Below are 24,667 nucleotides of genomic sequence, written 5' to 3'. Positions count from 1 at the left end.
CTGACCAAGCGCGTACAGATCAACAGCAAGGATGAAATCGGCGACATGGCCTCGGCGGTCAATCGCTTCGTCGACAAATTGCAGCCGATCGTGCGTGAAGCGGGCGATGTGGCCCAGCGCACCGGCGTTGAAATCGGCGCGATGACTTTGCGCAATGCCGGCGCCGATGCGGCGGCGGGCATGCAGCGCGACGAAGTGGCCGAGAGCCTGCGCGCGCTGTCGCAAATGGCCGATGAGGCGCAATCGGAAAGCCACGCGATGCAGGCCGCCTTGCAGCAAGTGGTGGATATTCGCCAGGCCACTGACGAAAACACCCGAACGTCGGCCAAGGTCGGCAGCCTGATCGAAGCGCTGGCCGGGCAGGTCGATACCGGGGCGAAAGTCATTGAGCGGCTGGCGCAGCAAAGTGAGCAGATTGAAGTGGTGCTGACGGTGATCCACGGTATCGCCGAACAAACCAACCTGCTGGCGCTGAACGCAGCCATCGAAGCGGCGCGCGCGGGTGAAACCGGTCGCGGTTTTGCGGTGGTGGCGGACGAAGTGCGCGCGCTGGCGAGCAAGACGCAGAGTTCGACGGGCGACATTCAGGCGCACATCGTCGCGTTGCAACAAGGCGCGCGTGAGGCGGTGGCGGCGATTGGTCAGGCCGGGCGTCAGGCCAGCGAAGGTTTGCTGGTATTGCGTGACAGTGCGCGGCTGCAGCAGTCCGTGCAGGTGTCGGTCGAGCAAGTGCACGCGGCGATCGGCCTCGCGACTCAGGCCGCGGCGCATCAGGCGCAAGGCGCGCAAGCGGTGCGTGGTCGCGTTGAAACCATTCATGCGCAGGCTGAGAAAGCAGCTCAAGCGGTGGTGGAAACCACGGCCAGCGGCAAAGTGCTGGATGGCTTGGCGGCGCAGTTGAAGGCGAGTCTGGGGCAGTTCAGGGCTTAGGATTTGTATTGATTGGGTTGACGCCTTCGCGGGCAAGCCTCGCTCCTGCAAGGAATCGGTTATCCCTGTAGGAGCGAGGCTTGCCCGCGAAGCTTTTCAGCGGCTCAAATACATCCGCGTCGTCAGCAGATAAACCGGCAGCCCCGACACCAGAATCAACAACGCCGCATAAGGCGCCGCCGCCGCAAACTCGACGTTCGCGGTGTGCGCCCAGACTTCCGTCGCCAACGTATTCAACCCGGTCGGGCTCAACAGCAGCGTCGCCGTCAGTTCCTTCATCGCATCCAGAAACACCAGCGCAAACGCCGCACCGAGTGCCGGAAAGATGATCGGCAACGTCACTCGGCAAAACGCGCTGAACGACGATGCGCCCAGCGTGCGCGCGGCTTCTTCGAGTTGCGGTGCAGCCTTGTTCAGCGCGGTGCGGATCGGCGCCTGCGCCAGCGGCAAAAACAGCAGCGCATAAGCGATCAGCAGCAGCATCGAAGTCTGGTACAGCACCGGCACGTAATGCAGGGCGAAATAGACCAGCGTCAACGCAATCACCAATCCTGGCAGCGCGTGCAGCAGATACGGCAAGCGTTCAGCCCAGATTGCCAGTTGGCCTTTGTAACGCACCACCAGCAAACCCACCGGCACCGCCAGCACCAGGCACAACGCTGCGCCGCCCAGCGATAACGCCAGTGACGACAGCAACGCTTCGCTGATCGCCGCGACCGGGAAGGCTGCCGAGGAACCGACAGCCAACCAGTACGCCAACATCCCCAGCGGAATGCCGCTGCCAATGATCGCCAGCGCCAGGCAATAAACCTGTCCGGCGGCGGCCCACGGCCCCAGTCGAACCTGTTCCGCCCTCCGCGCCGCTCCTTGGCCGGTGCGCACGTGGCGACCCTTGCCGCGAACGCGCAACTCCAGCCACAACAGCAACAGGCACAGCGCCAGCAACACCGCCGAGAGCATCGCCGCGTTGGCGTTGCTGAATTCCAGTTCGAATTGTTGGTAAATCGCCGTGGTGAACGTTTGCAGGCCGATGATCGACAGCGCGCCGAACTCGACGAGCATGTGCAACGCAATCAGCAGCGAGCCCGCCAGCAGCGACGGCCACAGCAGCGGCAGGGTAACGCGGAAAAATACGCCCCAGCGGTTCTGCCCGAGCGTGCGCGCGGACTCTTCCAGCGACGGGTCGAGATTGCGCAAAGTCGCCGCTACCGGCAGAAATATCAGCGGGTATTTGGACAGGGTCATCACCAGGATCGCGCCGCCCAGACCTTCGAAATTCGCGCTGAGCGAAACCCAGGTGAAGCTGCTGACAAATGCTGGCACCGCGAACGGCAGGCACAGGATCACGCCCCACAAACGCCGTCCCTTCAGATTGCTGCGCTCCAGCAGCCAGGCCAGCGACAGGCCAATCACGCCGCAAGCGACGGTGACGCCGACCATCAGCGACAGCGTGTTGCGCAGCAGGCCGAACACATAAGGCCGCCACAACAGATGCAGCGCCTCGGCCCAGCCTGCTTGCCAGGTTTTCAGCCCGACATACGCCAGCGGCAACAGGCTGAGGACCACCAGCAGCAATACCGGCAGCAGCAACCAGATCGACGGCCGTTTGCGCCGTGGCACATAACCCCCGCGCGAGGCGGGGGCGGATAACGATGCGCTCATCAGTTCAAGCCAACGTCACGTTCCAGGTCCAGGGCTTCTTCGGCATTGCCGAGGTCGGCCGGGGTGACTTTCGGCGCTTCGAGTTCGCTGAACGGCTTGAGCCCGCGATCCGATTCCATGCCTTTGTGCAGCGGGTATTCGGCGGTGGTCTGGGTGATCACGCGCTGACCTTCTTCGCTGGCCATGTAGGCGAGGAATTGCTGGGCTTCTTTCGGATGTTTGCTGGATTTCAGCACGGCTGCGCTGGAAACGGTGATCAACCCGCCGACGTCGCCGCCGGTGAAGTAATGCAGTTTCGAATCGAGCTGGCCTTTTTCACGCTGCAGCGCGAACCAGTAGTAGTTGTTGACCAGCACCGTGGCGACTTCGCCATTTTCCACGGCTTTCAGGGCAACCATGTTGTTGCTGTAGGTTTTGCCGAAAGCGCGCAGGCCAGTCAGCCATTCTTCGGCGGCATCACGGCCGTGGACCTTGATGATCGCGACCGCTTGTTCCTGGAAGGCGCCGCTGGTAGGCACGAAGCCAACCTTGCCTTGCCATTGCGGATCGGAGAATTCCATCACCGATTTCGGCAGGTCTTTTTCATCGATCAGTTTCGGGTTGTAGGCGACCACGCGGACCCGGGCAGTGATGCCGATCCAAGTGCCGTTGCTCGCGACGTAGTCTTTCGGCAGCACGGCGAGCGTGGCGGCGTCGGTGGTGGCGAGCAAACCTTGTTCGCCGAGTTTGTTCAGCGGCGGCGACTCTTCGGTGTAGATCACGTCGGCGGGGGAGCGGTCACCTTCCTCGACAACCTGGCTGGCGAGCTGGTTGCTGCTGCCCTTGCGCACGTTGACGTGAATGCCGGTCTTGGCTTCGAAGGCTTTGGCGACTGCGTCGCCGACTTCCTTGTGCTGGCCGTTATAAAGAGTCAGGGAAACCGGGTCGGCGGCCTGGGTGAGGGGAGTGGCGAGTGCCAGGCCAAGCAGCGTAAAGGTCAGGCCGCGGCGCAGGGTATTTCGAAACATCATTCGCAGGGTTCCTCACTGTCGCATTGCAAAAACTTGAAACAATGATAAACGATATTGTTTCTCAAGTGCGCTTCCCCCGGCCTCATACCGTTGCGTGGGAGCAAAGCTTGCTCGCGATGGCCATTTCGAGGACGCCATCGCGAGCAAGCTTTGCTCCCACGCAACGCGGCGCTAAAGATTTTTTGAATGCCAGAAACGCAAAAACCCGCTTTCGCGGGTTTTTGGTAAATTCCAGATTGACTCTGAAATTTGAATTGGTGCCCAGAAGAAGACTCGAACTTCCACGACCTTGCGGTCACCAGCACCTGAAGCTGGCGTGTCTACCAATTTCACCATCTGGGCAGTATCAACAACGTCGCCGCTGTTGATGTGGCGCACTATACTGAGCGCCTTTTAATCTGTAAACCCCTGATTTGGTTTTAATAATTCAGAAGTCCAGAATGCAAAAACCCGCTTTCGCGGGTTTTTGTGTGAGCCTTGAAATTGATCTAATCTCAAGCTCGAAATTGGTGCCCAGAAGAAGACTCGAACTTCCACGACCTTGCGGTCACCAGCACCTGAAGCTGGCGTGTCTACCAATTTCACCATCTGGGCAGTATCGGCTACGCTAGTGCGTCGTCGATGGCGCGCACTATACGGAGCGTGATTTTAACTGTAAACCCCTGGCATCAAAAAAATCCGGAAAATGTTACCAGCGGCATTTTTTTCAACTTTGCGGTGTCGATAAAGAGCTTTAGATGGCATCTCAGAGCCTGAAATTTCCCGTTTCATTGCGCCTATGCCAAACTAACCCGCATATAGACAAGGTGAAAACTCTCTAATGGCCGATTGGCAGTCCCTCGATCCCGAGGCCGCTCGTGAAGCGGAAAAATATGATAACCCTATTCCTAGCCGCGAACTGATCCTTCAGCACCTTGCTGATCGAGGTTCGCCTGCTAACCGCGAGCAGTTGGTGGAAGAGTTTGGTCTGACCACAGATGACCAGATCGAAGCCCTGCGTCGCCGCCTGCGCGCCATGGAGCGCGACGCTCAACTCATCTATACCCGTCGCGGCACTTATGCGCCGGTGGACAAGCTCGACTTGATCCTCGGCCGCATCAGCGGTCACCGTGACGGTTTCGGCTTCCTCGTCCCCGACGACGGCAGTGACGACCTGTTCATGAGCCCGGCACAAATGCGTCTGGTGTTCGACGGCGACCGAGCCCTGGCCCGTGTGTCCGGCCTGGACCGTCGCGGTCGCCGCGAAGGCATGATCGTTGAAGTGGTTTCGCGTGCTCACGAAACCATCGTCGGCCGTTACTTCGAAGAGGGCGGCATCGGTTTTGTCGTTGCGGATAATCCGAAGATCCAGCAAGAAGTGCTGGTCACGCCGGGCCGCAACGCCAACGCCAATATCGGTCAGTTCGTTGAAGTGAAGATCACTCACTGGCCGACTCCGCGCTTCCAGCCGCAAGGCGATGTGGTTGAAGTCGTGGGCAACTACATGGCGCCGGGCATGGAAATCGACGTCGCCCTGCGCGCCTACGATATCCCGCACGTCTGGCCTGAAGCGGTGTTGAAAGAAGCCGCCAAGCTCAAGCCTGAAGTCGAAGAGAAAGACAAAGAGAAGCGCATCGACCTGCGCCATCTGCCGTTCGTCACCATTGATGGTGAAGACGCGCGCGACTTCGATGACGCTGTTTACTGCGAAGCCAAACCGGGCAAGCTGCGCCTGTTCTCCGGCGGCTGGAAGTTGTACGTGGCGATTGCCGACGTTTCCAGCTACGTGAAGATCGGTTCGGCGCTGGACAACGAATCCCAGGTGCGTGGCAACTCGGTGTACTTCCCCGAGCGTGTGATTCCGATGCTGCCGGAGCAACTGTCCAACGGCCTGTGCTCGCTGAATCCGCATGTCGATCGCTTGGCCATGGTTTGCGAGATGACCATCTCCAAATCCGGCGAAATGACCGACTACTGCTTCTACGAAGCGGTGATTCACTCCCACGCTCGTCTGACTTACAACAAAGTCAGCGCGATGCTGGAAACGCCAAAACTCACCGAAGCGCGTCAACTGCGCGGCGAGTACAACGACGTTCTGCCACACCTCAAGCAGCTTTATGCGCTCTACAAAGTGCTGTTGGCTGCCCGTCACGTACGTGGCGCGATCGATTTCGAAACGCAGGAAACCCGAATCATCTTCGGTACCGAGCGCAAGATTGCCGAAATCCGTCCGACCGTTCGTAACGATGCGCACAAGCTGATCGAGGAATGCATGCTGGCGGCCAACGTGGCCACTGCCGAATTCCTCAAGAAGCACGAAATTCCTGCGCTGTATCGCGTTCACAACGGTCCGCCACCGGAGCGTCTGGAAAAACTGCGCGCGTTCCTCGGTGAGCTCGGTCTGTCCCTGCACAAAGGCAAGGACGGCCCGTCGCCGAAGGATTACCAGGCATTGCTGGCGAGCATCAAGGACCGTCCGGATTTCCATCTGATCCAGACCGTCATGCTGCGTTCGTTGAGCCAAGCGGTGTACAGCGCTGATAACCAAGGCCACTTCGGCCTGAATTACGAAGCCTACACCCACTTCACCTCGCCGATCCGCCGCTACCCGGACTTGCTCACGCACCGGGCGATTCGCAGCGTTATCCATTCCAAGCAAGACACCCCGCACGTTCGCCGTGCTGGCGCGATGACCATTCCGAAAGCGCGGATTTATCCGTACGACGAAGCGGCCCTCGAGCAACTCGGCGAGCAGTGCTCGATGAGCGAACGCCGTGCCGACGAAGCGACCCGCGACGTCGTGAACTGGCTCAAGTGCGAGTTCATGAAAGATCGCGTGGGCGAATCGTTCCCAGGTGTGATCACCGCGGTGACCGGTTTTGGCCTGTTCGTCGAGTTGACCGACATTTACGTCGAAGGCCTGGTGCACGTCACCGCACTGCCGGGCGATTACTACCACTTCGATCCAGTGCACCACCGCCTCGCCGGTGAGCGTACCGGTCGCAGTTTCCGCTTGGGCGACACCGTTGAAGTGCGCGTGATGCGCGTTGACCTCGACGAACGCAAGATCGACTTCGAGATGGCTGAAAAAACCATCAGCGCGCCGATCGGTCGCAAGAAGCGCGGCACTGAAAGCACTGCGCCAGCGGCGAAAACTGCGGCCAAGGCTGAGTCGGCACCGGCCAAATCCGGTCGTCGTCCAGCCAAGGAAAAAGCGCCCGAGGCCTATCGCCCGAGCGATGCGGCGGCAAAAAATGCCGAGCTGCGCAAAAGCCGTGAATTGAAGCAGGCGCTCTTGTCTGAAGCAAAAAGCGGCGGTAAAGCGGCGTCTGGGGGAAAGACCGGACGGTCGGCGCCTGAAAAGGATGCCGGCGGCAAGCCAGCCAAACCGAGCAAACACCGTAAAGGCCCGCCAAAAGCGGGTTCGGCTCCAGCCGCGAAAAGCGGCGGGGCGCGTAAACCTAAGGCCAAGTCATGAGTCAGTTGGAAAAAATCTACGGCGTGCATGCGGTAGAAGCGTTGCTGCGTCACCACCCGAAACGCGTCAAGCAGATCTGGCTGGCTGAAGGTCGCAGCGATCCGCGTGTACAGACGCTGATCCAGTTGGCCGCTGAAAATCGCGTGGCGGTCGGCAATGCCGAGCGTCGCGAGCTGGACGCCTGGGTTGATGGCGTGCACCAGGGCGTGGTTGCGGACGTCAGTCCGAGCCAGGTCTGGGGCGAGGCGATGCTCGACGAGTTGCTGGATCGCTCCGAAGGTTCGCCGCTGTTGCTGGTGCTCGACGGCGTGACCGATCCGCACAACCTCGGCGCCTGCCTGCGTTCGGCCGATGCGGCCGGTGCGCTGGCGGTGATCGTGCCGAAGGACAAGTCAGCCACGCTGACCCCAACCGTACGTAAAGTGGCGTGCGGCGCGGCGGAAGTGATTCCGTTGGTCGCGGTGACCAACCTGGCGCGCACGCTGGAAAAGCTCAAGCAGCGCGGCTTGTGGGTTGTCGGCACGGCGGGCGAAGCTGAGCAGAGCCTGTATCAGCAAGACATGACCGGCCCGACCATCCTGATCATGGGCGCCGAAGGCAGCGGCATGCGTCGTCTGACGCGTGATCTGTGCGACTACCTCGTGCACTTGCCGATGACCGGCAGCGTCAGCAGCCTCAACGTCTCCGTGGCCACCGGCGTCTGCCTGTTCGAAGCGCAGCGCCAGCGTAGCGTCAAGGCTGCCTCGAAAAAGTCCTGACACACTGCTGTCTGTAGGAGCAAAGCTTGCTCGCGATAGCGGAGTAACATTCAGCATCAATGTTGAATGTTGCGCCCTCATCGTGAGCAAGCTCGCTCCCACAGTAGTTTGTGGCGAGGCAAAAAAGGGTGAGTGAACGAACTGTTCAAATAATCACCAATTGCCTTGCACCTCTCCTGTCCCTTCTCTACAATTGCGCCCCTTGCTGTGACGGCAGGCACCCATGTGTCTATCGCAAGCAAGTCCATAAGTGTCATTCACTCCTTGTCTGACCGTTTTTGAACGGCAGGCTACAACCCGTAAGGAGCATTCATGCGTCATTACGAAATCATCTTTTTGGTCCACCCGGATCAAAGCGAGCAAGTCGGCGGCATGGTAGAGCGTTACACCAAGCTGATCGAAGAAGACGGCGGCAAAATCCACCGTCTGGAAGATTGGGGCCGTCGTCAACTGGCCTACGCAATCAACAATGTTCACAAGGCTCACTACGTGATGCTGAACGTTGAATGCACTGGCAAGGCCCTGGCCGAGCTGGAAGACAACTTCCGCTACAACGATGCAGTGATCCGTAACCTGGTCATCCGTCGCGAAGAAGCCGTTACCGGCCAATCCGAGATGCTCAAGGCTGAAGAAAACCGCAGTGAGCGCCGTGAGCGTCGCGACCGTCCTGAGCACGAAGGCGCCGAAAGCGCTGATAGTGATGACAGCGACAACAGCGATAACGCTGACGAGTAATCCACGGACCTTTTGAGGAGCCTATTACATGGCACGTTTCTTCCGTCGTCGTAAATTCTGCCGCTTCACCGCTGAAGACGTGAAAGAGATCGATTACAAAGATCTCAACACTCTGAAAGCCTATGTATCCGAGACCGGCAAAATCGTTCCAAGCCGTATCACCGGTACCAAAGCACGTTATCAGCGTCAGCTGGCCACCGCTATCAAGCGCGCCCGCTTCCTGGCCCTGCTGGCCTACACCGACAGCCACGGCCGCTGAGACCGGGCAGTCGACACGTAGCAAAGGATTGAATGCATGCGCGCCATAGCTGAGTTCATCATGCGAGGCCGCGTGCAGGCCACTCTGGTAGTGGCTGGATGTGCGGCATTGCCGTTGTTGTATTGGTTGGGTGCTGCCGCAGGTTGCCTTGTGCTCCTGCGGCGCGGATTGAAGGACGCCATTGGCGTACTTGCTCTGGGACTGCTGCCGGCCTTGGTCTGGTGGCTTTACTCCGATGACCCACGGGCACTTCTGGTGCTGCTGGGGTCTTCGAGCCTTGCGTTGGTTTTGCGCGCAAGCGAGTCCTGGAACCGCGTGCTGCTGGTCAGCATAGCGATGGGAGTGGTGTTTGCAGTGGTGCTGGGGACAGCTTTTGCTCCCCAAATCGAGATGCTGGCGCAGGCCTTGATAAAGGTCATGCCGTCGCTACTCGGTGATGTCTACCAGAAGTTGTCGGTAGATGAGCAAGCGCGTTTCGCGTCCCTGATTGCACCGGTCCTGACCGGCCTTATTGCGGCTTTGTTGCAGATCGTCAGTGTGCTGAGCCTGCTTGTCGGGCGCTACTGGCAGGCGTTGTTGTACAACCCGGGTGGTTTTGGTCGCGAGTTTCGCGCCATCCGCTTCCCGCTGGGGCTGGCGATGTTACTGCTGGCGTTCATGCTGTTGGGGCCGAACTTCGGTTCCCAGTTGGCGATGTTGACGCCGTTGTGCAGTGTACCGCTGGTGTTCGCTGGGCTATCCCTGATTCACGGGCTGGTCGCGCAAAAGCGACTGGCCAGGTTTTGGCTGGTGGGGTTGTACGTGACGCTGTTGCTGTTCATGCAGCTGATCTATCCGTTGCTGGTGGTCTTGGCCATCGTCGACAGCCTGATTGATTTTCGCGGTCGTCTGGCGCCGAAAGACGCCGATAACGCGAACGGTGAAGGTTAAAAGTTAAGAGGATTTTCACATGCAACTGATCCTTCTGGAAAAAGTCACCAACCTGGGCAACCTGGGTGACAAAGTGAACGTTAAGGCTGGTTACGGTCGTAACTACCTGCTGCCTTACGGCAAAGCTACCGCTGCGACCGCTGCCAACGTGGCTGCGTTCGAAGAGCGTCGCGCTGAGCTGGAAAAAGCCGCAGCAGACCGTAAGACTTCGGCTGAAAGCCGCGCCGCCCAACTGGCTGAGCTGGAAGTGACTATCACTGCCACCGCCGGTGACGAAGGCAAGCTGTTCGGTTCGATCGGTACTCACGACATCGCTGATGCACTGACCGCCTCTGGCGTTGAAGTTGCAAAAAGCGAAGTTCGTCTGCCGAACGGCACTATCCGCAACGTAGGCGAATTCGACGTAGCCGTGCACCTGCACGCCGAAGTTGAAGCCACCGTACGCGTTGTCGTGGTAGCAGCTTAAGCAGCACTTGTCGGCTGGCACCCTCGGGTGCTTGCCGGTAACATCGGGCACGATCCTGTTTACAGGTCGTGCCCTTTGTCTTTCTGCAGTTGTTGAAAACAGCTCCTGATTTTCACAAACCTATTCAAGTGGCCATGAACGATATCTCCGCTCCTGAGCAATACGATCTGCAAACCGCTGCCCTGAAGGTGCCGCCGCATTCCATCGAGGCCGAACAGGCTGTGCTCGGTGGTCTGATGCTGGACAACAACGCCTGGGAACGCGTGCTCGATCAGGTCTCGGACGGTGATTTCTATCGACATGACCACCGCCTGATCTTCCGCGCCATCGCCAAACTGGCGGACCTGAACTCGCCAATCGACGTCGTGACCCTGGCCGAGCAATTGGACAAGGAAGGTCAGACATCGCAGGTCGGTGGCCTCGGTTACCTTGGCGAGCTGGCGAAAAACACGCCGTCCGTCGCCAACATCAAGGCCTATGCGCAGATCGTCCGTGCCCGGGCGACGTTGCGCCAACTGATCGGCATTGCTTCGGAAATCGCCGACAGCGCGTTCAACCCGGAAGGGCGCACCGCTGAAGAGATTCTCGACGAAGCCGAACGGCAGATCTTTCAGATCGCCGAGGCCCGGCCAAAAACCGGCGGCCCGGTGAGCGTGAATGACCTGCTGACCAAGGCCATCGACCGCATCGACACCTTGTTCAACACCGACAACGCAATCACTGGCCTGTCCACCGGTTATACCGACCTCGACGGCATGACCAGCGGGTTGCAGCCGTCCGACTTGATCATCGTCGCCGGCCGTCCTTCCATGGGTAAAACCACTTTCGCGATGAACCTGGTGGAAAACGCCGTGTTGCGCAGCGACAAGTGCGTCCTGGTTTACTCGCTGGAGATGCCAGGCGAATCGCTGATCATGCGTATGTTGTCGTCGCTCGGGCGCATCGACCAGACCAAGGTCCGCGCCGGTCGCCTCGACGATGACGATTGGCCGCGCCTGACGTCGGCGGTCAACCTGCTCAACGACCGCAAGCTGTTCATCGACGATACGGCGGGTATCAGCCCGTCGGAGATGCGCGCGCGGACTCGACGTCTGGTGCGCGAGCACGGCGATGTCGCGCTGATCATGATCGACTACCTGCAATTGATGCAGATTCCCGGTTCCGGCGGTGACAACCGGACCAACGAGATTTCTGAAATCTCGCGTTCCTTGAAGGCCCTGGCCAAGGAATTCAACTGCCCGGTGGTGGCGCTGTCGCAGCTCAACCGTTCCCTGGAGCAGCGCCCGAACAAACGCCCGATCAACTCCGACCTCCGGGAATCCGGAGCGATCGAGCAGGATGCTGACGTCATCATGTTTGTTTACCGGGACGAGGTTTATCACCCGGAAACCGAGCATAAAGGCATCGCTGAAATCATCATCGGTAAACAGCGTAACGGCCCGATCGGCACGTCGCGGCTGGCGTTTATCGGCAAGTACACCCGCTTCGAAAACCTCGCGCCGGGCAGCTATAACTTCGACGACGAATAATTCTGTCGTCGACTGTCCCGGCCCCATCGCGAGCAGGCTCACTCCTACATTGGAATTCATTCCCCTGTGGGAGTGAGCCTGCTCGCGATGGCGTCACTGACATTTCCGACCATTACCGTCGGAATTGGTTATTTTTTGTGCTATATTCCGCGCCCGCGAAATTCAATGAAAACCAACACCGGTTATCGACATGATGCAAGCAGCCAAGCCGTTATTTGACTATCCCAAGTACTGGGCCGAATGTTTCGGGCCAGCGCCATTCCTGCCCATGAGCAGGGAGGAGATGGATCAGCTCGGCTGGGATTCCTGCGACATCATTATCGTCACCGGTGATGCGTACGTTGACCATCCGTCGTTCGGCATGGCGATCATCGGCCGGCTGCTGGAGTCGCAAGGCTTCCGCGTCGGGATCATTGCCCAGCCGGACTGGCAGTCCAAAGACGACTTCATGAAGCTCGGCGAGCCGAACCTGTTCTTCGGTGTCGCGGCCGGCAACATGGACTCGATGATCAACCGCTACACCGCCGACAAGAAAATCCGTTCCGACGACGCCTACACCCCTGGTGGCATGGCGGGCAAACGTCCGGACCGCGCGAGCCTGGTCTACAGCCAGCGTTGCAAGGAAGCCTACAAAAACGTGCCGATCGTGCTCGGTGGCATCGAAGCGTCCCTGCGCCGCATCGCCCACTACGATTACTGGCAGGACCGGGTGCGCAACTCGATCCTGATCGACGCCTGCGCCGACATTCTGCTGTACGGCAACGCCGAGCGAGCGATTGTCGAAGTGGCCCAGCGCCTGTCCTACGGGCACAAGATCGAAGACATCACCGACGTGCGCGGCACCGCGTTCATTCGTCGTGACACGCCGAAAGACTGGTACGAAGTCGATTCCACGCGCATCGATCGTCCGGGCAAGGTCGACAAGATCATCAACCCGTACGTAAACACCCAAGACACCCAGGCCTGCGCCATCGAGCAGGAAAAAGGTCCAGTCGAAGATCCGAGCGAAGCCAAAGTCGTGCAGATTCTGGCCAGCCCGAAAATGACCCGCGATAAAACCGTGATTCGTCTGCCGTCGGTGGAAAAAGTCCGTGGCGATGCGGTGTTGTATGCCCATGCCAACCGCGTGCTTCACCTCGAAACCAACCCGGGCAACGCCCGTGCGCTGGTGCAGAAGCATGGCGAGGTCGACGTCTGGTTCAACCCGCCGCCGATTCCGATGACCACTGACGAAATGGACTACGTGTTCGGCATGCCTTACGCACGGGTCCCGCACCCGGCGTACGGCAAGGAAAAGATCCCGGCCTACGACATGATCCGTTTCTCGGTGAACATCATGCGTGGCTGCTTCGGCGGCTGCACCTTCTGCTCGATCACCGAGCACGAAGGCCGGATCATCCAGAACCGTTCCGAAGAGTCGATCATTCGCGAAATCGAAGAGATCCGCGACAAGGTCCCAGGCTTCACCGGGGTCATTTCCGATCTCGGCGGCCCGACCGCGAACATGTACCGCATCGCCTGCAAGAGCCCGGAAATCGAATCCGCGTGCCGCAAGCCATCGTGCGTGTTCCCCGGCATCTGTCCGAACTTGAACACCGATCACTCGTCGTTGATCCAGTTGTACCGCAGCGCTCGCGCCCTGCCGGGTGTGAAGAAGATTTTGATTGCTTCCGGCCTGCGTTATGACCTCGCGGTCGAGTCGCCGGAATACGTCAAGGAGCTGGTGACCCACCACGTCGGTGGTTACCTGAAGATCGCCCCGGAACACACCGAGGAAGGTCCGCTCAACCAGATGATGAAGCCGGGCATTGGCAGCTATGACAAGTTCAAGCGCATGTTCGAGAAGTACACCAAGGAAGCCGGGAAAGAGCAGTACCTGATTCCGTACTTCATCGCCGCGCACCCGGGCACCACCGACGAAGACATGATGAACCTGGCCCTGTGGCTCAAGGGCAACGGCTTCCGCGCCGATCAGGTGCAGGCGTTCTACCCGTCGCCGATGGCCACGGCCACCGCCATGTACCACTCGGGCAAGAACCCGCTGCGCAAGGTCACTTACAAGAGTGACGCCGTGACCATCGTCAAGAGCGAAGAGCAGCGTCGTCTGCACAAGGCGTTCTTGCGGTATCACGACCCGAAAGGCTGGCCAATGCTGCGTGAAGCGCTGACCCGCATGGGCCGCGCCGACCTGATCGGGCCGGGCAAGGCTCAGTTGATCCCATTGCATCAACCGGCTAGCGACAGCTACCAGAGCGCCCGTCGCAAGAACTCGACGCCGGCCGGTAGCCACAAAGTGGCGGGGGAGAAGACCACCAAGATTCTCACCCAGCACACCGGTCTGCCACCGCGCGCCAGCGATGGCGGCAACCCGTGGGACAAACGTGAACAAGCCAAGGCTGCGGCATTTGCCCGCAACCAGCAGGCCGCCAAGGATCGCAAGGACGCGGCCAAAGGCAAAGGTCCCAAGCCTGCGCGCAAACCGGTCGTGCCCCGCTAAACGCTGAGCGCTGACAACAAAACGCCAACCTTCGGGTTGGCGTTTTGCATTGTGCGATGTGTTGATTCGCGCCACAACGGCGGCGAGCGCTCTACGCTGGTCAGCTTGCGCGCCAAACGCTAAATCGGCCTGAGCGCGGCCTCAGCCCCGTCTGCCGCTGACAGAAACATTTCCCGCCCACGTAGTCCAATTCCCCATCACCTGCACCGCCCCCTGTAGGAGCGAGGCTTGCCCGCGAAAGCGATCTATCATCCAAACCACCCTCGGCCCTCAGTCCCAATCGAAAGGAAACCCCATGTTCCCGGTTTCAATCAAAGGCGTTCTGCAGTCCCCGGAAGGCCTCATCGTTTTGATGCTCAACGAGCGCGACGAATGGGAACTGCCAGGTGGGCGGATCGAACTGGGCGAAAGCGCCACGGATTGCCTGGCACGTGAAATCGCCGAAGAGCTGGACGTCGAGGTCTGGGTAGGAGAACCGCTGGATTCGTATCTGTTCGAGGTGATCCCCGGCAAACACGTGTTTATCTCGACCTACCGCTGCCAGTTGCTGGGCGGATTTGTGCCGACGATCAGTCATGAACACAAGGAGATCGGGCTGTTCGATCCGGCGCAATTGCCGGCCAACCTGCCCAAGGGTTATCGCGATTCGATAAACAAAGCGTTGGGCCTGTGAGGGTCAGCAGCAACGCTGCTGACCCTGGACACAGATCCGGTGAGCCTGATCAGATCATCGGGCTCGGAGGGTCTCAGGCGTCGGGCGCCTGATCTTTCGGTGCATCAACAGCGTCTTCTGCGGCCACTTCACCTTCTGCATCCGGGTTCAGTGCTGCTGCTTCTTCTTCAGCTGTAGCTTTCTTGCGCTGAAGCTTTTCCTCTTTCTTCTGCTCCTTGGCCAAGTCTCTCTGACGTTTGGCGAAGGAATAATTAGGTTTAGCCATGGGCGATCCTCTGGGGTCGAAGGTGAGGTTGAGCGGCGCATATTCTGCCCTGTATCGGGGCCGAGCCGTTAGCTGGGTTTTTGCTCGACCCACTTTGGCACCACTGTCGGCTGCCAGGCATCCAGCGCGTCGAGCAGAATCTGCGGCGATTCGCTCACTTGCAGCATGTCACGGTGTGGTTCGCGAACGAAGCCTTCGCCGACGATATGATCAAGAAAAGCGGTCAATTGGCCGTAGAAACCGTTCACTTCGAGCAAGCCGAGCGGTTTGCCGTGGTAACCGAGTTGTCCCCAGGTCCACACTTCGAACAGCTCTTCGAGCGTGCCGAGGCCGCCGGGCAGCGCGATAAACGCGTCACTGAGTTCGGCCATTCGCGCCTTGCGCGCATGCATGCCGTCGACCACTTCCAGGCGCGTCAGGCCGCTGTGACCGATTTCCTTGTCCTTGAGGCTTTGCGGGATGATCCCGATCACCTCGCCGCCGGCCGCCAGTGCCGCATCGGCGACAATCCCCATCAGCCCGACGGCGCCGCCGCCATAGACCAGGGTCAACTTGCGCTCGGCCAACGTGCGCCCGAGGGCGATCGCCGCTTCACGATAAGCCGGGTTGGTGCCGGTGCTGGCACCGCAAAATACACAAACGGACGCTATAGACATGCCTTACTCCATGCTCGGGATCGGCACAGAGTAAAGGCACTGGCGCGTCGCTCCAAGGCTTAAACCTCGCGTTGAATCGTCTCGTAGGTGCCACTGGCGCCGCAGGCATAAGCGGCGAGCAAACTGCATAACAGACCGTTGAATAACATGACAGGCGCTCCGTATAGGTGATGACGACCCGAGGATAGGGCCGCAGCAGAGACCTGGCTGTTAGATTATGTCGATGAGTGTCATAGCCGCAAAGTTGTATACAATTTTTGACTCAAGTCATAGGAACTTGCGAAGATTTCAGGCAGTCTTCTGTCCATTCCCGATTTCGTTAACCCTGCCTTGGAGATTCACCATGTTTGCCAAACTCGTTGCGGTATCCCTGTTGACGCTGGCCAGCAGCCAATTGATGGCTGCCGAATGCAAGACCACCATCGACTCCACAGACCAGATGACCTTCAACACCAAGGCCATTGAAATCGACAAGAGCTGCAAAACCTTTACCGTTGAACTGACCCACTCCGGCAACTTGCCGAAGAACGTCATGGGCCATAACTTCGTGTTGAGCAAAGAAGCCGACATGCAGCCGATCGCCACTGACGGCCTGGCTGCCGGCATCGACAAGAACTATCTGAAAGAAGGTGATGCGCGCATCATCGCTCACACCAAGATCATCGGCGCCAAGGAAACTGACTCGGTAACCTTCGATGTGTCGAAACTCGACGCGGCGGAAAAATACGGTTTCTTCTGCTCGTTCCCAGGCCACATCTCGATGATGAAAGGCACGGTTACCCTGAAGTAATCGAATTGCGCGCATAAAAAAAGCGTCCACGTGGGACGCTTTTTTTGTGCCTGGCGGTTGACCGCGTCATCGTTCATCGCGAGCAAGCTCGCTCCCACATTGGTCCTGTGGACGACACAAAACACTGTGGGAGCGAGCTTGCTCGCGATGGCGTCGGCACCTACACCGGCACTTATACCGGGACTTGCACCGGCGCAATCACGGCGCGAACGGCATAACCCGCTTGTGATGCGTCTTCCTGTACGTAGCGCAAATAATCTCGAACGCCTCTTCCCGCACCGGCTTGCCATGCAGGAACGCGTCAATTTCGGCATACGTCACGCCATGCGACGCCTCGTCCGGTTTACCCGGCGACAGGTCTTCAAGGTCAGCCGTCGGCACTTTTTCCACCAGCGATTCCGGCGCGCCGAAGCTGCGGGCAATCGCGCGGACCTGATTTTTCACCAGCCCGCTCAACGGCGCCAAGTCGCAGGCGCCATCACCGAACTTGGTGAAGAAACCCATCACCGCTTCCGCCGCGTGGTCAGTGCCGATCACCAGGCCTTGAGCGGCGCCGGCGATGGTGTATTGCGCGACCATGCGCATCCGCGCCTTGGTGTTGCCCAACACAAAGTCCACCGACACCGCATGCTGGCCTTCGAACGCGGCGACTTCGGCCGCGAGGGCTTTGACCGCCGGGCCGATGTTCACCGTGTGGCGCTCGTCGGGGGCGATGAAATCCACCGCAGCCTGGGCGTCGTTCTCGTCGAATTGCGTTTCGTACGGCAGGCGTACGGCGATGAACTTGTAGCTGTCGTCGCCGCTACTGACGCGCAATTCGCGCATTGCGCGTTGGGCCAACAGCGCCGCCGTCAGCGAATCAACGCCGCCGCTGATGCCCAGCACCAGCGCCTTGAGCCCGGAATTGACCAGGCAATCCTGGATAAACGTAATGCGTCGGGCGACTTCCGCCTCGAGCGCCGCTTGATCGGCGAACGGCGGCTGAACCTTGAGCTGCTCAGCAATCTCACGCTGTACGGCTTGCATGAATTCACTCCTTGCTGGGGATACCAGATGGGCTGGAAATGGAGGCAGGTACTTTAAACACGTGTCGCAAATAGGCGACGAAATTCGGGTCTTTGCAGTGCGTCTTGCCCGGCTCATCGGAAATTTTCGCCACCGGCTGGCCGTTGCAGGCGGTCATTTTAAGCACGATGCTCATCGGTTCAACCCCGGGAATATCGCAGGTCAGGTTAGTGCCGATGCCGAAACTGACATTGATCCGACCCCGCAACGCGCGGAATATTTCCAGCGACTTGGGCAGCGACAAGCTGTCGGAGAACACCAGCGTCTTGCTCATCGGGTCGATGCCGAGCTTGTGATAGTGCGCGATCGACTTCTCGGCCCACAGCACCGGGTCCCCGGAATCGTGGCGCAAGCCGTCGAAAAGCTTGGCGAAATACAGGTCGAAATCGCCGAGGAAAGCGTCGGTGGTAATGCAATCGGTGAGGGCGATGCCCAACAACCCGCGATATTCGCGAACCCAGCAATCCAGCGCGGCAATCTGGCTGTCGATCAACCGTGGACCGAGTTGCTGATGCGCCATGATCCACTCGTGGGCCATGGTGCCCAGCGGTTTCATGTCAAGTTCGCGGGAAAGATGCACGTTGCTGGTGCCGACGAAGCGGCCGGGGAAATCGTGTTTAAGCACGTTCACCACTTCTTCCTGCACGCGGTAAGAAAACCGACGTCGAGTGCCGAAATCGGCTACCTGCAATTCGGACAATTCGTCGCTGCTGGCGTTGGCGGTCAACCAGTCGAACTTGCGATAAAGCTGCTCGCGCGCCTGCTCCAGAATGATTTCCCGGTAGCGATAGCGGTTCCGCACTTCGCTGACAATCGCCAGCATCGGCACTTCGAACAAAATCACGTGCAGCCACGGCCCGCGCAGACGGATAAACAACTCGCCGTTCTCGATGCCGGTGTAGACGTAGCGCAGGTTGAAGCGAAACAAGCCGAGAAAACGCAGGAAATCCGGCTTCATGAAGCTGATGCGTTCGAGGAAACTCAACTGGTCGGCGCTCAGGCTCAGCTCGGCCAAACGCTCGAACTGATAACGAATCTCCGCCAGATAAGGGCGCAAATCCTCGCTGTTGCGGCAACGAAACTCCCATTCGACTTCGACGTTAGGGTAGTTGTGCAGCACCGCCTGCATCATCGTCAGTTTGTAGAAGTCGGTGTCGAGCAGGTTCTGCACGATGCGATCGCCAAACACGCTCTCGCTCATAAGGAAGTCTCCACGCTGGCCGCGGCCCGTGCTCGCGACGTTTCAGCTGTTTCAATGAATGGGGGCTAGTGGCGCATATCAGTGGTGGGGATTGCCAGCGATTTTTTAGACGGCACTGATTCCTGGGGGGCGGGCTTGTGTGGCGAGGGGTCTTGTTCCCGTTCGGCGGCGCGGCAATCGTCGATGTTAAGGGCCGCTGCGCGACCCAACGGGGGCAAGCCCCCTCGCCACAGGATCGGATGTGGGCTCAATGTTGCGGCATATCCGGACTATCAATCTGCTCCAGCATCCATTTCACGAAATCCCGGACCTTGGGCACTTCGGCTGAATGTTCGGGGTACGCCAGGTAATACGCGTCGCTGCTGGGCATCGCGTGTTTCCACGGGATCACCAGTTTGCCGTCGGCGAGTTCTTCTTCCACCAGAAACCGTGGCAGCAGCGCGACGCCGCAGCCGACTTGGGCGGCGCGGATGCACATATAGAAGGTTTCGAAGCGCGGGCCGTGGTAGCTGTGTTCGGTGTGGTAGCCCTGAGTGTCGAACCAGTCGTGCCAGGCTTGCGGCCGCGAGGCGTTTTGCAGCAGGACCAGATCGGTCAGTTGCGTCGGGTCGGTAAACGGCGTGTCCGGCAGGCTGCCGGGGGCGCAGACCGGCACCAGTTCTTCGCTGAAAAGCTTCAGGCATTCGGTGCCGGGCCGCGAGCCTTGGCCGAAGTAGAACGCCAGATCGCTGCGCCCCTGGAGCAAATCGTCGGCCTCTTGCTCGCTGCACAGATCCAGATGAATCGACGGATGACGCAGGCGCCAGCCTTTCAGACGTGGGACCAGCCACCGTGCGCCGAAGGTCGGTGGCGTTGAGACGCGCAGGACTTCAGTGTCGCCGCCGTAGGAGCGCAGGTAATGCGTGGACATCTCCACTTGCGTGAGGATTTTTCGTACCTCGACCAGGTACAAATCGCCGGCCGGGGTCATTTGCAAGCGTCGGCGCACGCGGCGGAACAGCAGGTGCTGGAGCAGTTCTTCGAGTTGCGCGACTTGTTTGCTGACGGCGCTTTGGGTCAGGTTCAGCTCTTCGGCGGCGCGGGTGAAGCTCAGATGCCGGGTCACGGCCTCGAAACACTGCAGCGCGGTGATCGACGGCAAGTAGCGTTTATTCAGCATGGCTGGTCCTTTTTCTTGTTGCTCTATGCTTTTCTGTTACCGACTGAGGCGAAGCATGAATAAACGGAATGATATCTCGCTTAATGGTCGTTTGTTGGCTCGTCTCGACGGCGCTACAACTACAGGCCTGATCAGTCGTGAATGTGCGGCTGCACGATTTCCGTTTTTCGCTTGAGGAGTGACCCATGGTTGCCGCATTGCTTGATCGTCTTGGTGTGAACCCGGCCCTGTACCAGAACGGCAAAGTGCCGGTGCATTCGCCAATCGATGGCAGCCAGATCGCTGCTGTGAACTGGGAGGGCGCCGCCGAAGTCGAGCAGCACATCAGTCGTGCAGATCATGCGTTCGAGTTGTGGCGCAAGGTCCCGGCGCCGCGCCGAGGCGAACTGGTGCGCCAACTCGGCGACATCCTGCGTGAATATAAAGCCGATCTCGGTGAGCTGGTGTCCTGGGAAGCAGGCAAGATCACCCAGGAAGGTTTGGGTGAAGTGCAGGAAATGATCGACATCTGCGACTTCGCCGTCGGCCTGTCCCGCCAGTTGTACGGTTTGACCATTGCGTCCGAGCGCCCGGGCCACCACATGCGCGAAACCTGGCACCCGCTGGGCATCGTCGGCGTGATCAGCGCGTTCAACTTCCCGGTTGCGGTTTGGGCCTGGAACACCACGCTGGCGCTGGTCTGCGGCAACCCGGTGATCTGGAAGCCGTCGGAAAAAACCCCGCTGACCGCGCTGGCCTGCCAGGCATTGTTTGATCGTGTGCTGAAAAACTTCAGCGATGCGCCGCCGCACCTGAGCCAGGTTGTGATCGGTGGCCGCGATGCCGGCGAAGCACTGGTCGATGACCCGCGTGTCGCGCTGATCAGCGCCACCGGCAGCACGCGCATGGGCCGCGAAGTGGCGCCGAAAATCGCCGCGCGTTTTGCCCGCAGCATTCTCGAACTCGGTGGCAACAACGCGATGATCCTCGGCCCAAGCGCCGATCTCGACATGGCCGTGCGCGCGATCCTGTTCAGCGCCGTCGGCACTGCCGGCCAGCGTTGCACCACCTTGCGTCGCTTGATTGCCCACGAATCGGTAAAGGAAGAAATCGTCACTCGCCTGAAAGCCGCCTATTCCAAAGTGCGCATCGGCAACCCGCTGGAAGGCAATCTGATCGGCCCGCTGATCGACAAAAACAGTTTCGAAAACATGCAGGAAGCGCTGGAGCAGGCCTTGAGCGAAGGCGGCCGGGTGTTTGGCGGCGAGCGTCAGTTGCAGGATCAATTCCCCAATGCCTACTACGTCTCGCCGGCGATTGTTGAGATGCCGGAGCAGAGCGACGTGGTCTGCAACGAAACCTTCGCGCCGATTCTCTACGTGGTCGGCTACAGCGATTTCGCCGAAGCGCTGCGCCTGAACAACGCGGTGCCACAAGGCTTGTCGTCGTGCATCTTCACCACTGATGTGCGCGAAGCCGAGCAATTCATGTCCGATGTCGGCAGCGACTGCGGCATCGCCAACGTCAACATCGGCCCGAGCGGCGCGGAAATCGGCGGCGCGTTCGGCGGCGAGAAAGAAACCGGCGGCGGTCGCGAGTCGGGTTCGGATGCATGGCGCGGGTACATGCGGCGCCAGACCAACACCGTGAACTACTCGCTGGAATTGCCACTGGCGCAGGGGATCACCTTCGACTGATCGGCCCCTTCGCGGGCAAGCCTCGCTCCTACAGGTTGTCGACGTTCGTGGGAACGACACTCAACTGTAGGAGCGAGGCTTGCCCGCGAAGCTTTTGCTTTGTTGTTTGTTAGGTTTCTGACTGGAGTCTGGCAATGCCGTTACGCGAAGAGTGTCTGTGGGAAAAACTGACGCCGCAAAGGCCTGATAACGCGGCGCTGAAGGGCGAAGTAACGGTTGATGTCTGCGTCATCGGCGCCGGGTTTACCGGGCTGTCGGCGGCGGTGCATTTGCGCGAGGCGGGTAAGAGCGTTTGCGTGCTCGAAGCGCATCGCGCCGGGCAGGGCGGTTCCGGGCGCAACGTCGGGCTGGTCAATGCCGGGATGTGGATTCCCCCGGACGAGATCGAAGCCGGTTTTGGCGAAGCGGTCGGCAGCCAACTCAACCGCATGCTCGGCGCCGCGCCAGCGCTGGTGTTCAGCCTGGTCGACAAATATAAAATCGATTGCCAGTTGCGCCGCGAAGGCACGCTGCACATGGCGCACAACGCCCGTGGCGAAGCCGATTTGCGCAGTCGTGAACAACAATGGAAACGCCGCGGCGCGCCGGTCGAGTTGTTGACCGGGCAAGCCTGCGAACAAGCGACCGGAACCCGGAAAATCGCCGCCGCGCTGCTCGATCGGCGTGCCGGCACGATCAACCCGATGGCCTACACCACCGGACTGGCCAACGCCGCGAAAAACCTCGGCGCGCAGATGTTCGATCATTCGCCGGTCACCCGCCTCGAACGCCAGGGCCAACGCTGGTCAGTGCAAACTGCGCAAGGCTCGGTGCTCGCCGATCAAGTGGTGATTGCTTCCAACGCCTACACCGAAGGCGACTGGACCGAACTGCGGCGCAATTTCTTCCCCGGTTATTACTACCAAGTGGCCTCGGTGCCGCTGACCGAAGACGCCGCGCAACAGATTCTGCCAGGCGGCCAAGGCTCCTGGGACACGCGCCAAGTGCTCAGCAGCATTCGCCGCGACAAGGACGGGCGGTTGTTGCTAGGCAGTCTCGGCAATGGCAATCAGAAACCGGCGTGGTTCCTCAAGGCCTGGGCCGATCGCGTCCAGCAGCACTATTTTCCGTACCTCAAACCGGTTGAATGGGAATGCACCTGGACCGGTTGCATCGCGTTTACTCCGGATCACCTAATGCGCCTGTTCGAACCGGCGCCGGGACTGGTGGCCGTCACCGGTTACAACGGGCGCGGCGTGACTACCGGGACGGTGGTCGGCAAGGCGTTTGCCGATTATTTGTGTAACGGAAATCCTCAGGCATTGCCGATTCCCTTCGCGCCGATGCAGCCATTGGCCGGTGTCGGCCTACGCAGCTGTTTATACGAGGCGGGTTTTTCGCTGTATCACGCAGGCCAGTGCCTGCGGATCGTTATCTGACTTGTTGAAATTTGTTGCTGGGAGCGGCGCTTTTTCGCGCAGCGACTAGCCTGTAAAAGGTGCGGGTTGTAGCAGTTGCGCACCAGCAGTGTGCACTTCGGTGACGCACGTTGTTACAAGGTGGTTGCACGTCGTTTGGCGCCGCGGTTGCAATGATGGCGCATGCGGGTTGCGCCTTTTGAAATAAATGGTTTCACCTTCCGCGGTTTAGACGGTTGCACGCCCAATGAAAATGGGAACGAAACAGTCGAAATAACAAGAAAGCAGCGACTTTTTGAAGAATAAAAAACCGATGGCACGGCGCTTGCTCTGAGCATTCATAGAAGTCGCAGTGCCAACTAAAAAAAAACCTTGGAGCACCACCTCATGTCCCAGACGTTTTACAAAAAAGGCTTTCTGGCCCTCGCAGTGGCAGCTGCGTTGGGTGTTTCTGCGTTTGCACAGGCTGACGTAAAAATCGGTGTGGCGGGTCCAATGACGGGCGCCAACGCAGCATTTGGCGAGCAGTACATGAAGGGTGCACAGGCAGCAGCCGATGCGGTCAACGCAGCGGGCGGCGTCAACGGGGAAAAAATCGTTCTGGTGAAGGGCGATGACGCCTGCGAACCGAAACAGGCTGTAACGGTCGCCAAGGACCTGAGCAACCAGAAAGTGGCAGGCGTGGTCGGTCACTTCTGCTCCTCGTCGACCATCCCGGCCTCCGAGATCTACGACGAAGCGGGCATCATCGCTATCACCCCTGGCTCGACCAACCCGGCCGTCACCGAGCGCGGCTTGAGCGCAATGTTCCGCATGTGCGGGCGTGATGACCAACAAGGCATCGTTGCCGGCGACTACATCGTCGACGTGCTCAAGGGCAAAAAAGTGGTGGTCCTGCACGACAAGGACACCTACGGCCAAGGCCTCGCGGACGCGACCAAGGCGCAACTGGCCAAGCGCGGCGTAACGCCTGTGCTGTACGAAGGCCTGACCCGCGGCGAGAAAGACTTCAGCACCATCGTCACCAAGATCCGCGGCGCTGGCGCCGATGTCGTGTACTTCGGTGGTCTGCACCCGGAAGCCGGTCCTCTGGTCCGTCAACTGCGTGAGCAAGGCCTGAAAGACGTCAAGTTCATGTCCGACGACGGCATCGTCACCGACGAACTGGTGACCACCGCTGGCGGCCCGCAATTTGTCGATGGCGTGCTGATGACTTTCGGCGCCGACCCGCGCCTGCTGCCGGACAGCAAGACCGTTGTGGACGAGTTCCGCAAGGCTGGCACCGAGCCTGAAGGCTACACGCTGTACGCCTACGCCTCGGTTCAGACCCTGGCTGCCGCGTTCAACGGTGCCAAATCCAACAGCGGCGAAAAAGCGGCTGAATGGCTGAAGAAAAACCCGGTGAAAACCGTGATGGGCGAGAAGACCTGGGACGCCAAGGGCGACCTGAAAGTCTCCGACTACGTGGTTTACCAGTGGGACAAGGACGGCAAATACCACCAGCTGGAAAAACAGAAGTAAGGGCTGACTCGATCAGCTGACCCCATTGGCT

Annotated in this window: 21 protein-coding genes and 2 tRNA genes; 14 read left to right on the top strand and 9 right to left on the bottom strand. The window is 59.6% G+C overall.

Annotated features, from left to right (window positions below; all coding sequences use genetic code 11):
* Positions 1-930, top strand: a 930-nt coding sequence (locus BI292_RS14070; RefSeq protein WP_178076582.1) for a methyl-accepting chemotaxis protein, incomplete at its 5' end; no start/stop codon positions are given.
* A gap of 96 nt (positions 931-1,026) precedes the next feature.
* On the opposite strand, the gene BI292_RS14065 is transcribed toward BI292_RS14070, so the two are convergent.
* The 4 genes from BI292_RS14065 to BI292_RS14050 form a co-directional block, all read right to left on the bottom strand.
* Positions 1,027-2,592, bottom strand: a complete 1,566-nt coding sequence (locus BI292_RS14065; protein WP_092274104.1) for an iron ABC transporter permease — start codon at positions 2,590-2,592, stop codon at positions 1,027-1,029.
* Positions 2,592-3,602 (bottom strand): iron ABC transporter substrate-binding protein, encoded by a 1,011-nt coding sequence (locus BI292_RS14060; protein ID WP_092274101.1) that lies wholly within the window; start codon positions 3,600-3,602, stop codon positions 2,592-2,594. The genes BI292_RS14065 and BI292_RS14060 overlap by 1 nt, the downstream gene beginning before the upstream one ends.
* Before the next feature lie 255 nt (positions 3,603-3,857).
* Positions 3,858-3,944, bottom strand: a tRNA-Leu gene (locus BI292_RS14055).
* Between the two features lie 165 nt (positions 3,945-4,109).
* Positions 4,110-4,196: transfer RNA gene (locus BI292_RS14050), tRNA-Leu, on the bottom strand.
* Between the two features lie 226 nt (positions 4,197-4,422).
* Here BI292_RS14050 and rnr point away from each other — a divergent pair.
* The 9 genes from rnr (at position 4,423) to BI292_RS14005 (ending at position 14,906) form a co-directional block, all read left to right on the top strand.
* Positions 4,423-7,059 (top strand): ribonuclease R, encoded by a 2,637-nt coding sequence (gene rnr / locus BI292_RS14045; protein ID WP_101208202.1) that lies wholly within the window; start codon positions 4,423-4,425, stop codon positions 7,057-7,059.
* The gene (rlmB, locus tag BI292_RS14040) at positions 7,056-7,817 is read left to right on the top strand and encodes a 23S rRNA (guanosine(2251)-2'-O)-methyltransferase RlmB (RefSeq protein ID WP_092274094.1); all 762 of its coding nucleotides are present in this window, start codon (positions 7,056-7,058) and stop codon (positions 7,815-7,817) included. Before rnr ends, rlmB begins: the two co-directional genes overlap by 4 nt.
* Before the next feature lie 312 nt (positions 7,818-8,129).
* Positions 8,130-8,552, top strand: a complete 423-nt coding sequence (rpsF, locus tag BI292_RS14035; protein WP_003217491.1) for a 30S ribosomal protein S6 — start codon at positions 8,130-8,132, stop codon at positions 8,550-8,552.
* Between the two features lie 28 nt (positions 8,553-8,580).
* A complete protein-coding gene (gene rpsR, locus BI292_RS14030; protein ID WP_002551829.1) occupies positions 8,581-8,811 on the top strand; it encodes a 30S ribosomal protein S18 in 231 nt (76 codons plus the stop codon).
* Between the two features lie 36 nt (positions 8,812-8,847).
* Positions 8,848-9,741: a hypothetical protein gene (locus tag BI292_RS14025; RefSeq protein WP_092274090.1), complete on the top strand. Its 894-nt coding sequence runs from the start codon at positions 8,848-8,850 to the stop codon at positions 9,739-9,741.
* 19 nt (positions 9,742-9,760) lie between these two features.
* A complete protein-coding gene (rplI, locus tag BI292_RS14020; protein WP_092274087.1) occupies positions 9,761-10,207 on the top strand; it encodes a 50S ribosomal protein L9 in 447 nt (148 codons plus the stop codon).
* A gap of 134 nt (positions 10,208-10,341) precedes the next feature.
* Positions 10,342-11,736 carry a replicative DNA helicase gene (dnaB, locus tag BI292_RS14015; protein WP_092274083.1) on the top strand — a complete coding sequence of 465 codons (1,395 nt, stop codon included), beginning with the start codon at positions 10,342-10,344 and terminating at the stop codon, positions 11,734-11,736.
* A 193-nt stretch (positions 11,737-11,929) separates the two neighbouring features.
* Positions 11,930-14,233 (top strand): YgiQ family radical SAM protein, encoded by a 2,304-nt coding sequence (locus tag BI292_RS14010; protein ID WP_092281552.1) that lies wholly within the window; start codon positions 11,930-11,932, stop codon positions 14,231-14,233.
* A gap of 295 nt (positions 14,234-14,528) precedes the next feature.
* Entirely contained in the window at positions 14,529-14,906 is a 378-nt protein-coding gene (locus BI292_RS14005; protein WP_101208201.1) for an NUDIX domain-containing protein, read from the top strand.
* A gap of 73 nt (positions 14,907-14,979) precedes the next feature.
* Here BI292_RS14005 and BI292_RS14000 read toward each other — a convergent pair whose 3' ends face one another.
* Together BI292_RS14000 and BI292_RS13995 are read right to left on the bottom strand one after the other, a co-directional pair.
* Complete coding sequence (locus BI292_RS14000) at positions 14,980-15,171, bottom strand: hypothetical protein (protein WP_092274076.1); 192 nt, start codon at positions 15,169-15,171, stop codon at positions 14,980-14,982.
* Positions 15,172-15,239: 68 nt separating this feature from the next.
* Positions 15,240-15,827 (bottom strand): TIGR00730 family Rossman fold protein, encoded by a 588-nt coding sequence (locus BI292_RS13995; protein ID WP_092274073.1) that lies wholly within the window; start codon positions 15,825-15,827, stop codon positions 15,240-15,242.
* A 343-nt stretch (positions 15,828-16,170) separates the two neighbouring features.
* Here BI292_RS13995 and azu point away from each other — a divergent pair, with 343 nt between their 5' ends.
* Positions 16,171-16,617, top strand: a complete 447-nt coding sequence (azu, locus tag BI292_RS13990; protein WP_092274069.1) for an azurin — start codon at positions 16,171-16,173, stop codon at positions 16,615-16,617.
* A gap of 198 nt (positions 16,618-16,815) precedes the next feature.
* On the opposite strand, the gene nadE is transcribed toward azu, so the two are convergent.
* From nadE to BI292_RS13975, 3 genes are all read right to left on the bottom strand, one after another.
* The gene (nadE, locus tag BI292_RS13985) at positions 16,816-17,643 is read right to left on the bottom strand and encodes an ammonia-dependent NAD(+) synthetase (protein WP_101208200.1); all 828 of its coding nucleotides are present in this window, start codon (positions 17,641-17,643) and stop codon (positions 16,816-16,818) included.
* Between the two features lie 4 nt (positions 17,644-17,647).
* Complete coding sequence (gene pncB / locus BI292_RS13980; RefSeq protein WP_101208199.1) at positions 17,648-18,883, bottom strand: nicotinate phosphoribosyltransferase; 1,236 nt, start codon at positions 18,881-18,883, stop codon at positions 17,648-17,650.
* Positions 18,884-19,130: 247 nt separating this feature from the next.
* Positions 19,131-20,042: a LysR family transcriptional regulator gene (locus BI292_RS13975; RefSeq protein ID WP_101208198.1), complete on the bottom strand. Its 912-nt coding sequence runs from the start codon at positions 20,040-20,042 to the stop codon at positions 19,131-19,133.
* Positions 20,043-20,227: 185 nt separating this feature from the next.
* Between BI292_RS13975 and BI292_RS13970 the strand changes: the two genes are divergently transcribed.
* The 3 genes from BI292_RS13970 (at position 20,228) to BI292_RS13960 (ending at position 24,636) form a co-directional block, all read left to right on the top strand.
* A complete protein-coding gene (locus BI292_RS13970) occupies positions 20,228-21,718 on the top strand; it encodes an aldehyde dehydrogenase family protein (protein ID WP_092274056.1) in 1,491 nt (496 codons plus the stop codon).
* 134 nt (positions 21,719-21,852) lie between these two features.
* Complete coding sequence (locus tag BI292_RS13965) at positions 21,853-23,136, top strand: FAD-binding oxidoreductase (RefSeq protein ID WP_101208197.1); 1,284 nt, start codon at positions 21,853-21,855, stop codon at positions 23,134-23,136.
* A 366-nt stretch (positions 23,137-23,502) separates the two neighbouring features.
* Positions 23,503-24,636, top strand: coding sequence for a branched-chain amino acid ABC transporter substrate-binding protein (locus BI292_RS13960; protein ID WP_092274048.1), 1,134 nt, complete (start codon positions 23,503-23,505; stop codon positions 24,634-24,636).
* Positions 24,637-24,667: the final 31 nt, after the last annotated feature.

This window comes from Pseudomonas sp. 43NM1 (assembly GCF_002836905.1).
Lineage (GTDB): Bacteria > Pseudomonadota > Gammaproteobacteria > Pseudomonadales > Pseudomonadaceae > Aquipseudomonas > Aquipseudomonas prosekii.
The sequence above is the reverse complement of the archived record's forward strand: the minus strand, read 5'-3'. Positions and strand labels throughout refer to the sequence as shown.

What these genes read in the sequence shown, in the direction of transcription:
- nadE (WP_101208200.1), bottom strand. Translation starts at nt 17,643, where the DNA reads ATGCAAGCCGTACAGCGTGAGATTGCTGAGCAGCTCAAGGTTCAGCCG.
- BI292_RS13965 (WP_101208197.1), top strand. Translation starts at nt 21,853, where the DNA reads ATGCCGTTACGCGAAGAGTGTCTGTGGGAAAAACTGACGCCGCAAAGG.
- pncB (WP_101208199.1), bottom strand. Translation starts at nt 18,883, where the DNA reads ATGAGCGAGAGCGTGTTTGGCGATCGCATCGTGCAGAACCTGCTCGAC.
- rlmB (WP_092274094.1), top strand. Translation starts at nt 7,056, where the DNA reads ATGAGTCAGTTGGAAAAAATCTACGGCGTGCATGCGGTAGAAGCGTTG.
- rnr (WP_101208202.1), top strand. Translation starts at nt 4,423, where the DNA reads ATGGCCGATTGGCAGTCCCTCGATCCCGAGGCCGCTCGTGAAGCGGAA.
- BI292_RS13960 (WP_092274048.1), top strand. Translation starts at nt 23,503, where the DNA reads ATGTCCCAGACGTTTTACAAAAAAGGCTTTCTGGCCCTCGCAGTGGCA.
- BI292_RS13995 (WP_092274073.1), bottom strand. Translation starts at nt 15,827, where the DNA reads ATGTCTATAGCGTCCGTTTGTGTATTTTGCGGTGCCAGCACCGGCACC.
- rplI (WP_092274087.1), top strand. Translation starts at nt 9,761, where the DNA reads ATGCAACTGATCCTTCTGGAAAAAGTCACCAACCTGGGCAACCTGGGT.
- BI292_RS14005 (WP_101208201.1), top strand. Translation starts at nt 14,529, where the DNA reads ATGTTCCCGGTTTCAATCAAAGGCGTTCTGCAGTCCCCGGAAGGCCTC.
- BI292_RS14060 (WP_092274101.1), bottom strand. Translation starts at nt 3,602, where the DNA reads ATGATGTTTCGAAATACCCTGCGCCGCGGCCTGACCTTTACGCTGCTT.
- BI292_RS13970 (WP_092274056.1), top strand. Translation starts at nt 20,228, where the DNA reads ATGGTTGCCGCATTGCTTGATCGTCTTGGTGTGAACCCGGCCCTGTAC.
- rpsF (WP_003217491.1), top strand. Translation starts at nt 8,130, where the DNA reads ATGCGTCATTACGAAATCATCTTTTTGGTCCACCCGGATCAAAGCGAG.
- BI292_RS14065 (WP_092274104.1), bottom strand. Translation starts at nt 2,592, where the DNA reads ATGAGCGCATCGTTATCCGCCCCCGCCTCGCGCGGGGGTTATGTGCCA.
- azu (WP_092274069.1), top strand. Translation starts at nt 16,171, where the DNA reads ATGTTTGCCAAACTCGTTGCGGTATCCCTGTTGACGCTGGCCAGCAGC.
- BI292_RS14025 (WP_092274090.1), top strand. Translation starts at nt 8,848, where the DNA reads ATGCGCGCCATAGCTGAGTTCATCATGCGAGGCCGCGTGCAGGCCACT.
- rpsR (WP_002551829.1), top strand. Translation starts at nt 8,581, where the DNA reads ATGGCACGTTTCTTCCGTCGTCGTAAATTCTGCCGCTTCACCGCTGAA.
- dnaB (WP_092274083.1), top strand. Translation starts at nt 10,342, where the DNA reads ATGAACGATATCTCCGCTCCTGAGCAATACGATCTGCAAACCGCTGCC.
- BI292_RS13975 (WP_101208198.1), bottom strand. Translation starts at nt 20,042, where the DNA reads ATGCTGAATAAACGCTACTTGCCGTCGATCACCGCGCTGCAGTGTTTC.
- BI292_RS14010 (WP_092281552.1), top strand. Translation starts at nt 11,930, where the DNA reads ATGCAAGCAGCCAAGCCGTTATTTGACTATCCCAAGTACTGGGCCGAA.
- BI292_RS14000 (WP_092274076.1), bottom strand. Translation starts at nt 15,171, where the DNA reads ATGGCTAAACCTAATTATTCCTTCGCCAAACGTCAGAGAGACTTGGCC.